General features: G+C 63.7%; 8 protein-coding genes. 7 read left to right on the forward strand and 1 reads right to left on the reverse strand.

The features are described 5' to 3' along the window. Positions 1-139 precede the first annotated feature (139 nt). From M3P27_12195 to M3P27_12225, 7 genes are all read left to right on the forward strand, one after another. Positions 140-2200 (forward strand): carbon starvation protein A, encoded by a 2061-nt coding sequence (locus M3P27_12195; protein ID MDP9269069.1) that lies wholly within the window; start codon positions 140-142, stop codon positions 2198-2200. Beyond that, complete coding sequence (locus tag M3P27_12200) at positions 2197-2388, forward strand: hypothetical protein (GenBank protein MDP9269070.1); 192 nt, start codon at positions 2197-2199, stop codon at positions 2386-2388. The genes M3P27_12195 and M3P27_12200 overlap by 4 nt, the downstream gene beginning before the upstream one ends. Before the next feature lie 185 nt (positions 2389-2573). Next, a complete protein-coding gene (locus M3P27_12205) occupies positions 2574-2879 on the forward strand; it encodes a hypothetical protein (GenBank protein MDP9269071.1) in 306 nt (101 codons plus the stop codon). A 167-nt stretch (positions 2880-3046) separates the two neighbouring features. Next, positions 3047-4246: a pyridoxal phosphate-dependent aminotransferase gene (locus M3P27_12210; protein MDP9269072.1), complete on the forward strand. Its 1200-nt coding sequence runs from the start codon at positions 3047-3049 to the stop codon at positions 4244-4246. A gap of 315 nt (positions 4247-4561) precedes the next feature. Continuing rightward, the gene (locus M3P27_12215; GenBank protein MDP9269073.1) at positions 4562-5863 is read left to right on the forward strand and encodes an FHA domain-containing protein; all 1302 of its coding nucleotides are present in this window, start codon (positions 4562-4564) and stop codon (positions 5861-5863) included. Next, positions 5863-9207: a protein kinase gene (locus tag M3P27_12220; GenBank protein MDP9269074.1), complete on the forward strand. Its 3345-nt coding sequence runs from the start codon at positions 5863-5865 to the stop codon at positions 9205-9207. Before M3P27_12215 ends, M3P27_12220 begins: the two co-directional genes overlap by 1 nt. Beyond that, on the forward strand, positions 9197-10492 hold the full coding sequence (locus tag M3P27_12225; protein ID MDP9269075.1) for a hypothetical protein: 1296 nt from the start codon (positions 9197-9199) through the stop codon (positions 10490-10492). Before M3P27_12220 ends, M3P27_12225 begins: the two co-directional genes overlap by 11 nt. 61 nt (positions 10493-10553) lie before the next feature. Here the strand turns inward: M3P27_12225 and M3P27_12230 are convergent, their stop codons facing one another. Then, a complete protein-coding gene (locus M3P27_12230) occupies positions 10554-11186 on the reverse strand; it encodes an MBL fold metallo-hydrolase (GenBank protein MDP9269076.1) in 633 nt (210 codons plus the stop codon). Positions 11187-11304: the final 118 nt, after the last annotated feature.

The following is an 11304-nucleotide window of genomic DNA, read 5'->3' on the forward strand; positions in this document are numbered from 1 at the left end:
GCCTTCGGGCCGGCCGTTCTCTTTCCTTTATTCGCCGATGATCTTCGAGGTGCTCCGGCGAGGTGCTCCGGATGACCAACCGATTTGCCAATCCGCCCCGGAATGCGAGAATGTGACGCGGCGAGAAACCCTGAAACCTATGTGGACCAAGGCAGGCAAGCTCGTGCTGTGGACGGCCGTAGCGGGCCTGTGCACGCTCGCCATCGGCACCATCGCATTCCGCCGTGGAGAGCCGATCAACGCCCTGTGGCTCATCGTGGCGGCGCTCTGCTCCTACGCCCTGGGCTACCGCTTCTACAGCGCTTTCATCGCGGCCAAGGTGCTGGCGCTCGATCCTTTGCGAGCCACGCCGGCGGAGCGGCTCGAGAACGGGCGCGACTTCGTCCCTACGAACAAGTGGGTGGTCTTCGGACACCACTTTGCGGCTATCGCGGGTCCGGGGCCACTGGTCGGGCCGGTGCTGGCGGCGCAATTCGGCTATCTGCCCGGGACGCTTTGGATCCTGGTGGGCGCCGTGTTCGGCGGGTGCGTGCAGGATTTTGTGATCTTGCTCTTCTCGGTGCGGCGGGATGGCAAGTCACTTTGCCAGATGGCGAAGGAAGAGGTCGGCAAGGTTGGCGGCGTGGTGGCATTCACCGCGGTCATCAGCATCATCGTCATCCTGCTGTCTACCGCTGCCTTTATCGTCGTGAACGCGCTCAAGAACAGTCCCTGGGGCACGTTCACCATCGCGATGACCATGCCGATCGCTTTACTGATGGGCGTTTACCTGCGATACCTTCGGCCGGGCAAGGTGCTGGAGACCTCTGCCCTGGGCTTTGTGCTGGTGATGGCGGCAATCTTTGGCGGACAGTGGGTCGCACACAGCAGCGTCGCCGGCTGGTTCACGCTCTCGGGGACCACCCTTTCAGTCCTGGTCATTGTTTATGGGTTTGCTGCGTCGGTCGTTCCCGTGTGGTTGCTGCTCGCGCCCCGCGATTATCTGAGCACCTTCGTGAAGCTGGGCACCATAGTGGTGCTCGCGCTGGGGATCTTGGCGATCCGTCCAACCTTGCACATGCCGGCGCTAACCCAGTTCATCGACGGCTCCGGCCCGGTCTTCGCGGGCACGATCTTTCCGTTCGCGTTCATCACCCTCGCGTGCGGCGCCATCAGCGGCTTCCACTCGCTGATCTCGAGCGGGACCACGCCCAAGCTTATCGCCCGCGAGCCGGAGACGCGCATGGTGGGCTACGGCGCGATGGCGGCCGAATCATTCGTCGCCATCATGGCCGTGATCGCGGCGTGCACGCTGCAGCCGGGCGCATACTTTGCGGTGAACAGTCCGGCGGCAGTGGTAGGCGCGGCCCCGGCGGCAGCCACGCAGACGATAAGCAGCTGGGGATACCCGGTCACGCCTGCCGACATGCAGACGCTGGCCGATAAGGTCGGCGAGAAGACGCTCTACAACCGCACCGGCGGCGCGCCCGCATTCGCGCTGGGGATGGCAACCATCTTCGCGCACTCGGTCGGGGGTGACGCGTTCATGGGCATCTGGTACCACTTCGCCATCATGTTTGAAGCGCTGTTTATCCTGACCGTGCTCGATGCCGGCACGCGCGTTGCCCGCTTCATGCTCCAGGACGCCCTCGGCCACCTTTGGGAGCCGCTCGGCCGGACCAGCTGGTATCCCAGCATCGTGCTGACCAGCGCGCTGATCGTCGGCGCGTGGGGGTATGGCTTGTGGCAAAGCGTGCAAGATCCGCGTGGCGGCATCAACGCCCTGTGGCCGCTTTTCGGGATCGCAAACCAATTGCTTTCGGCGGTCGCCCTCTGCGTGGCCACCACCATCATCATCAAGATGGGGCGGGCGCGGTACGCATGGGTCACGCTCCTCCCGCTTACCTGGCTGGTGGCGGCAACGTTCACCGCGGCCTGGTACAAGATCTTCGCTGCCAACCCGCGCATCGGGTTCCTGGCAGAGGCGAACCAATACGCCGCACAGCTGCCCCTGTTGTCGGGTGCCGCGGCCAGCGCGGCGCTGAAGCAGATGGTCAACGCCCGTATAAACGCCGCCATCACCGCCGGTCTGCTCATCCTGGTCGCACTCATGGTGCTGGAATCGGCGCGGGAGTGGGTACGTATCCTGACCGGCAAAAAAGCGGCGGCAGTGCGCGAAGCGCCGTTCGTCCCTACCAGATTCGCCAGCGAGGAAGCATGATCGCCAGACTTAAAGCGACGCTTGACGTGTTCTTTGCCACGCTCTGGATGACGTTGCGCGAGATATTCGATGAGAACGCCTACGCTCGGTACCTGGCTCGTATGGATACCACGGCCTCGCGGGCTACCTATGCCGCCTTCCTGGCGGAACGCCGTGCGGCGGAGCTGCGGCGGGTACGTTGTTGCTAATACGCCGCTGCTGATACCCCGCCGGGGGAGGGGGTAGGAGTGGTTACCTTCGCCCCGGAACGGGCGTAACCCGTAACAAAGATGTAAACCTACGACAATTTCTATTGCATCGGGTATGGTGCGGAGGTAAGTTGTTGCTCGGTTTTCCACACAGCTCTGCGAATCTCCACAAGAGGCGCGACTCCATGTTGATGGAGAAAATCCGTCACGGTGTTCTACAAGTCTCGACCGACCACGGTCCGCGCTTCGTCGAGCTCTCATTGCCCGAGCGGTTACGGCTGATTTGGATGTTCCGCAATTTCAAGCTACTGCCACAAGAGGTGCTCAGCCAACCACAGCAGGCGTTGGTGCGCCATCTCTGCGGACAGCACCTCGAAAAGCGGAACGAGGTCAATCCCGATGCGGTCATCGGCATCGTGGAGGCGCTACCGAGTTTCCCACCCAAGAAGCGTCCCGTGGCGACAGCAAGAGTGCACGAGCACACCGCCTAGTTTCCAGCGCCGTTGCGCCACCGAACCCTGTCTCGACTAGTCGCGCTAGGATGCGTCTCGAGGTTGAGGCCTTCGTAAGGCTCGAAGGCCGCCGCCGCACCGAGGCCAAGCGTGCCGCGAGCGCAAAGCGACAGAATGCGACGCATCCGGCTGGTAGGATTACGCGCATGTTCGCGCGACGCACCGCTTGGCAGAGCGAGCCAAACCGCTTTACGCAAGCGCTCGAAGCGCGCCGGCGGCAGAACGGGGAACTGCTCGATCTCACGGAATCGAATCCCACGCGCTCCGGCTTTGAATATCCGCCTGCCTTGCTGGACGCCCTCCACACTTCGGCGGCCCTCGACTACGCGCCCGAAGCCCAAGGCATGCGCTCCGCGCGCGAGGCGGTGAGCGCGTATTACGCCGCGCGCGGCGACAGCGTTCCGCCAGAGCGCCTGCTGCTTACCACGAGTACCAGCGAGGCCTACACCTGGGCGTTTCGCCTGCTCTGCGATCCGCGTGACGAGGTGCTGGTGCCGGCGCCGAGCTATCCGCTCTTCGAGTATCTCGCGTCGATCCAGGATGTGGCGCCGGTGCGGTACCCCCTTTTCTACGACCACGGCTGGCAGGTCGACCTGCACGCGCTCGAGCAAGCCGTCACCGAGCGAACGCGAGCCGTCTTGGTCGTGAACCCCAACAATCCGACCGGGTCGTATCTGCAACCCGCGGAGCTCGAAGCCATGAACCGCCTGTGCTCGGCGAGCGGCTTGGCACTGGTCGCCGACGAGGTCTTCCTGGATTTCCCACATAACGATTTCCCACATAACGATTTCCCGTACGCCGCCAAGCCACGTCCCTCGCTCGCCAACAACGCTGCCGCGTTGACCTTCACGCTCAGCGGGTTATCGAAGATCGCCGGACTGCCGCAGATGAAAGTCGCTTGGATGGCGGTCAGCGGACCCGCGGCGCAAGCGGCACAGGCGCTGGCGCGCCTCGAGGTCATCGCGGATACCTATCTCTCGATGAACACGCCGATGCAGCTCGCCCTCCCCGCCTTGCTCGCCAGCCGCAGCGGCTTTCAGAAACAGTTGCGCGAGCGCGTGCAGACAAACTCCAAAGCACTCAACGCCGCGCTCGCCGCCGTGCCCTCGGTCGAGCGCCTCGAATCCGAAGCCGGATGGTACGCCGTGCTGCGCACCCCGCACACGGGCAGCGACGAGGACCTCGCCATCGCGCTGCTGGAAGAGCAGGGAGTCGTCACCCATCCCGGACACTTCTATGATTTCCGCGCCGAGGGATACTTGGTACTGAGCCTGATCACGCCGGCCGCGCTCTTTCGCGAAGGCGCCACGCGGCTTGCGACTTTCCTGGCCCGGCGCTTCCGCTAGCGCAGCGCGAAACCTTCCCTAAGGTGTACTGCTGAGTAACCTGCGGAAAATGCAACGGACATCGGGCTTCGCGCTCCCGGTGGGTCACTTTCCACACGGAAACCGCTGGATTCCCGTTTTTTAAGTGGTGGAAGTCGTGGTACTTTACTTATCCAACCCAGCGGCTTCACGCAATAAAGCTGTGCCCTTCGCTGCCCTCGGTCCCCCAGGCAGCGGCGAGCACGCACAGCGATGCGCGGGGTCAGCCGGGGCAGCCTGGTGATTATCAGATAGCAACTGGCACGGGCCTTCGGAACGGGGCGCGTAGGGACCGAAATGTCTCAAGACAGCTTCACGCAGATCATCCAGAGCTCACGCGGCAACGCGGAGCTGCAGGCGGAGCTGGAAAAATTCCGTCGCACGATCACCGTGATGTTCACCGACATCAAGGGCTCCACCGCGTATTTCGAGAAATACGGCGACGTCGCCGGCCTGATGATGGTCCACCAGTGCAACGACGCACTGCAGCACATCGTGGAGCGGCACGGTGGCCGCGTCGTCAAGACCATCGGCGACGCCATCATGGCCACCTTCGAGGATCCCGCCGAGAGCGTGCAGGCCTCCATCGAGATGCAGCAGCAGCTCATCGATTTCAACGCCCCCAAGCCGGAGCAGGACCATGTCTTTATCCGCATCGGACTGAACCACGGTTCCGGGATCGTCAGGTCCAATGACGTCTTCGGCGACGTGGTCAACGTCGCTTCCCGCGTGGAGAGCGTCGCGCTTCCCGAGCAGATCGTCATCTCCGACACGCTGAACCAGAAAGTCTCGCAGCTCGGTAGGTTCAAGCTCTCCCACCTCGGCCGCTTCGCGCTCAAAGGCAAGGAAGGCGACCGCGACCTGTTCGAGGTCATCTGGACGGAAGGGAAGTCTGCGCACGCGGTGGCGGCGCATACCATGGTCGCTTCGCCAAAAGCGTCGATGGTGCTGCCCAGGTTCAAGCTGCAGCACATCAAGAAAGATGGCTCGGTCGGCTCCGAGCATGAACTCAAGGATGGCAAGCTGGTCGTCGGCAAGGACCAGGGCGATCTCAAGTTCGCGAGCGATCCGCAACTCTGCTCGCGCCATGCGCAGTTCAGTGTGGACCGCGGGCAGCTCACCGTCGAAGACCTCGCGCCCGAGGGTCGCGGCGTCTATGTGCGCCTGATCTCGACCTACACCCTGCACGACGGCGATGTCCTGATGATGGGGCGGCGCGCCTTCCGCTTCAAAGAGAAGCCGAACGCCATGGCCGCCGCGGCGGCGCTGGGCAGCACCGTCACCGACCTCGCCAAGTTGCTCAAGGAACCGGTGGCCGAGTTCATCGCGCTCAAGGCCGATGGCACCAGCGACGAAGTCGCGCGCTTCCCGCTGAGCGAACAGGAAGTGACCTGGGGACGCACCAAAGGGACATACACCTTTCCCGAAGACGGCTTCATGAGCCGTTCGCATGCCAAGGTCTACCAGCGCGGCGAAGATTTCTTTCTCGAGGATAGCGGCAGCCGCAACGGCACCTTCATCAAGGTGCGCGAGAAATCTCCCGTGCCGGTGGGAGCAATGGTCCTGGTCGGCGGTCAATTACTCAAGGTGACTCAGTAATGGCGGCGAACACGCTGACCAAGATCGGGAAGTACGACGTTGTCGATGTTCTCGGCAAGGGCGGTATGGGCGTCGTCTACAAGGCGATGGACAACCGCATCGGACGCCTCGTCGCCATCAAGATGATGACCGGCGGCTTCGCCGATAATCCCGACCTGCTGAAGCGCTTCTATCGCGAAGCCCAGTCCACCGGGATGTTGCAGCACTCCAACATCGTCATTGTCTACGACCTGGGCGATCAAGATGGCAATCCTTACCTGGTGATGGAATTCCTCGAGGGCGAGCCGCTCGACAAGGTCATCGCCACGCGCCGCGAGATCAGCCTGGTGCAGAAGCTCGACTACATCATCCAATGTTGCGGTGGATTGAATTACGCGCACCAGCGCGGCATCGTCCATCGCGATATCAAGCCCGCTAACCTCATGATCCTCAAGGAGGGCGCGGCGGTGAAGATCGTGGACTTCGGCATCGCCCGCATCGGCGACGCCTCGCTCACCAAGACGGGCCAGGTCGTGGGGACCATCACCTACATGTCACCGGAGCAGATCAACGCACAGGTGGTCGATGGCCGCACCGACATTTTTTCCACCGGCGTGATGCTCTACGAGCTGCTCACCTACACCCTGCCTTTCGATGGTCGAGACACCGCCGCCACCCTGCTCAAGATCATCCATGAGCCGCCGCCACCACTCAAGAATTTCATCTCCGAATTCCCGCCCGAGCTGGAAGAGATCCTGCTCAAGGCTCTCGCCAAGGACCGGGAAGAGCGGTACGCCACCGCAGAAGATTTCGCCTTCGACCTCTCGCGCGTTCAGGAGCAGCTCAAGAAGAGCATGGTCTCTGACTATGTGGCGCGGGCGAGGACTTCGATCGAAAAGCAGGAATTGAGCCGGGCGAAGGAATTGCTGCAACAGGTGCTCAAGGTCGATACCCAGCACTCTCTCGCCAAGGAGCTCATGCACGAGGTGCAGCAGCGCTTGCAGAAGCAGCAGCGCGGCGAGCAGATCCGCCAGCTGCGCTCCCACGCTGAAGACGCGCTCGGGCAGAGGCTTTACGAAGATGCTATCTCCTACATCGACCAGGCCATCACGCTCGACAAGACGAATCCGGAGCTGTTGAACCTGCGCGACCTCGCGCGCGAAGCCAAACTCCGGCGCGATAAGACTGCCGACGAGCTGCGCCGCGCCGAGTCCGGACAGCTGAGTGGACACCTCGAGGAAGCGCTGCAGCACGTGGAAGCCGCGCTCAAGCTCGATCCTGACAACGCGCAAGCCAAGGCGCTCTACGCCTCCGTCAGCCGGGAACTGCAGTCGCGCTCCAAAGATCAGAAGGTCAAGAGCTTCGTAGACGAAGCCCGCAAGCACATCTCAGGACGCAAGTTCACCGACGCTTTCGAGGTACTGAAGCGCGCCGAGCAGATCGATCCTTCGAGTCCCGAAGTCCACGCGCTCATGAACCTGGCTTCTTCCGGCCGCGAGCAAGAGCTGCGCCGCCGCGACCTCGAGCGCATCACCACCGAGATCGAAGAGGCGCTGGCGAAAGACGATTTCGCCGGCGCCAGCGCGCAGGCCGATGCGGCGCTGCAGAAGCACGCCAACGAACCGCAGCTGCTCAAGCTCAAGGCCCTGGCCGACAAGCAGCGCGAGGCCGCCGACCGCCGTAAGTTCATCGATGAACAGATGGCCCTCGCCCGCAAGCTGCTCGATGCCGGCAAAGCCGCCGATGCGCTGGCGCTGCTCGAGAAGGCGGCGCAGAAGGTCCCGGGCGAATCGCGCCTGCAGTCGCTGCTCGCCATCGTGCGCGATAGCGCCGATCGCGAACGCAACGAGCAGATCAAGGTCCAGTATGTCCAGAAGGCGAAAGAGGCGATGCGGCACAAGGATTACGCCGTCGCCGTGCAGATACTGGAGGCGGCCAGCCGCGAGCTCGACGATTCGGCGGAGATCTACGACCTGCTGCAGTTCGCGCGCGACGAGGCCAGCCAGACCGACCGCCGCCGCAAGATCGAGTTCATCGCCGATGAAGCCCAGCGCCTGATGAGTGAAGAGGATTTTGAGCGCGCTGTCGTGCTGCTGGAGAGCACGCTCAAAGAGACGCCTGACGAAGAGCTTCGCGCCGTGCTCACTGAGGCGCGACGCGGCGTGCACGAGTTCGGGCGCAAGACCGAAGCCGCCATCACCAAGGCGCAAGGCCTGATCAGAGATGGCCGGGTCAACGATGCGGTCGCCTTCCTCGAGTCGCAGCCCCAGGGCTACGCGCGCTCGAGCGCGTTCTGCAACGTCCTCGAGCAAGCTCGCGGCCAGCAGGACCAGAGCATGGCGATCGGCTCCGCCATCGACAAAGCGAGCCAGGCGCTGGCCAAGGGAGACGTCGCGTCGGCGTTGAACATCGCCTACGCTTGCGCCAAGACCTACGGCGAGACGCCGGAGATCAAGGCTGCCATCGCGGAGATCGAGAGCAAGCGCAGTGCGCTGGCCAAGTCCACCGTCGAATCGGCTGTTGCTGACGCGCGCCGCCTGTTGCTTGCCCGTCAGTATCCGCAGGCGTTGGAACGTCTAGAGGCTGCCGCGCCGTTCGTCATCGAGGTCGGTCAGAGCCTGCAGAAGCAGTACGAATCGCTCAAGAACGACGCCACCGCCGGCGCTTCGCGTCAGCAGAAGCAGACGCAGCTCGATCACACCATTATTGCCGGTTCGATGGAGCAGGGTAACCAAGGTGGCCAGGGCGGCCAGACCATCGTCGCCGGTTCTTACGACAACGTGCCGCGACCCTCGCCGGAGCCCACCCGTTATGGTGTGCCACCGCCACCGCCGCCCGTACCCACAAAACCTACGCCGGCGCCGGCAGTAGCCGCCGCGCCCGCCCGCGCCCGTGCCGCGACCTCCGCTCCAGTCGCTACGCCGCCGCCGGTGCAGGCCCCGCCGCGCCGCACCAGCGTGCCGGCAGCGGTGCCCGCTCCCGCCCCCGTTCCGGAGAAGAAGTCGCCGCTGCTGCTGATCGTCATCCTGGTCGCCGTGCTTGTGCTCGGCGTTGGCGGCTATGTGGGATACACCAGGTTCTTTGGCGAGCCCAAGGCCACGGCCTACATCGAGATCAACGTGACGCCTTGGGGCAAAGTGAAGAGCATCACCACGGTAGACGGCAAACGCACCGTCACCCTGCCGGCGGAGACGCAGACGCCACTCCGCGTAACTCTCGCTCCCGGCGATTACAAGGTCACGCTCGCTGGTCCGGATGGCTCCGAGCAGAGCGAACTGGTCAAAGTCACCGATGAGACGCCGGGAACCTGCTGCAACATCGTCTTCCAGCAGATCGACGTAGAGAAGGTGATCAATGCGCAATAGGTCATTTGCTCTGCTGCTCTCGCTCACGTTGCTGGCGCCCGCCGCGTTCGCCGGCCGCAAGGAAGATCTGCAACGCCAGGCACAGCAGGCGGCGCAGGCGCGCAAGCTGGATGAAGCCGCCGCCGCGCTCTGCGAACTCGCCAAGATGGATGCGTCGAAGCAACCGGATTGCGACGCCGCCCGCCAGGAGGCGTCTGCGGAAGCGCGCCGCAACGACGATCGCTTCAATCAGGGCGTTGCCTTCTACAACCAGGGCACCAAGGACTCACTCGACGACGCCGAGCAGCGCTTCAAGAACATCCGCTTCGGCTCGCATTATTCCGACGCGCAACGCTATCTCACCCAGCTCATCCCGGGAAGACGCGCCGAGCTGAACCGCCCGCCCGACGATACCCAGACCTACAACGATGGTCTGCAAGCCTTCAATCGCGGCGATTTTGGCGCCGCGAAATCCGTCCTCTCACAAGTGAAGGGAAGCAAGGCGGGCGAAGCGCAGACTTACATCAGCCGCATCAACCAGTACGAGTCTGCCATGGCGGAAGGCGATCGCCTAGCCGCGAGCGGCAATCATCGCGGCGCGCAGAGTTCCTATGAGGATGCGGCTCGCTTGAAAGGGGACGGCCCCGGCGATCCGCGCGGCAAGGCCGCTCGCGAACAGGCCGCCGCCAATCAGCCGGCGATCGCACCTTCGCCCACGCAGGCCGTGAACGTTCCACGCGGCAATCCGCCCGTGACCACGCCCACTACCCCGACGATCTCTCGCCAAGCGGCCATCAAGGAGCCGGCCCGGCCGAAGGTCGACACGGCGAAACTGTTGCGCGAGGCAAAGGGCGCGCGCGCCAGCGGCAACAACTCGGTCGCCAAGAGCAAATATGTGGCGGTGCTGGCGGAAGACCCGAACAACGCGATCGCGCGCACCGCGCTCGACCAGATCCAGCTCGAGGAGCAGGCCAAGCCCGAGCCCGAGCAGCAGCAGGTGCAGGCCACGCCCGAAGCGGACATCATGCTGGCCCGCGCCGTCGGAGAATATTACAAGGGCAACTACACCGAGGCCGAGACGCACATCAAGGACTACCAGAACGTGAACGGCTCAAAGAAGGCGCTGGGATACTTCTTCTCCGGCGTGAGCAAGCTGACGCGCTATTACCTGGGCGGAGCGTCGGACCGGAAGCTGCTCAATGACGCGCAAGCCGCGCTGCGCATCGCCAAGGGAAGTCCGAAGTTCAAGCCTCCGGGTGAAGAGTACGTCTCGCCGAAGATCCTCAAGCTCTACAACACGCTGTAGTCCATGGACCTCAGGTTTTTACGAATCTCTGGCGAGGCGGGCCATGCGCGCCCGCCTCTTCCTATTTGTGTTGCAGGAACGGATTCGTTGCGCGCTCTTCGCCGATGGTGGTCGTGGCTCCGTGTCCGGGGATCACCACCGTCTCATCCGGAAGCGCGAGCAAGCGGCTATGCAGCGAGTCGATGATCTTGGCGAACGAGCCACCCGGCAGATCGGTGCGCCCGATGGAGCCCGCGAACAGAGTGTCGCCGGCGATCAGCTTCTTCTCCGCCGGAAAATAAAGGCACGAGCTGCCTTCGGTGTGTCCGGGGGTGTGGATCACCGTGGCGCGCAGCCCGCCTGCCGCCACGCTGTCCGCGTCTTTCAACAGGGAATCGACCGTCACCGGCCCGGGCGGCGGCACTCCGATCCATGCCGCCTGGATCTCGAGCAACGCGATCTGCTCCAGGTCGTCTTCGTTCATCAGGATGGGAGCGCCGGTCGCCGCCTTCAGCTTCATCGCGCCACCGATGTGGTCGATGTGCCCGTGCGTGATCACGATCTGCTTCACCGTGAGCTGGTGCTGCGCGAGGAGCGCCAGCACACGCTCGATGTCGTCGCCCGGATCCACGACCATGGCCTCGCGCGTCCGCTCGTCACCGATGACGGAACAGTTGCACTGCAACGGGCCGACAGGGAAGACCTCGTGGATCATGCGGGCATTCTAATTGTTCCTCATGGGAGAGCGCGGCGCGTGTCCGCCGCGCCGGACGAGCAATGCGCCAGCCACGCCGCAGCCAAGCCGATCCCGCAACGCGGGAGAGGCTACAGCC

The sequence above is a fragment of the Acidobacteriota bacterium genome, assembly GCA_030774055.1.
In the GTDB taxonomy this organism is placed as follows: domain Bacteria; phylum Acidobacteriota; class Terriglobia; order Terriglobales; family Acidobacteriaceae; genus JACPNR01.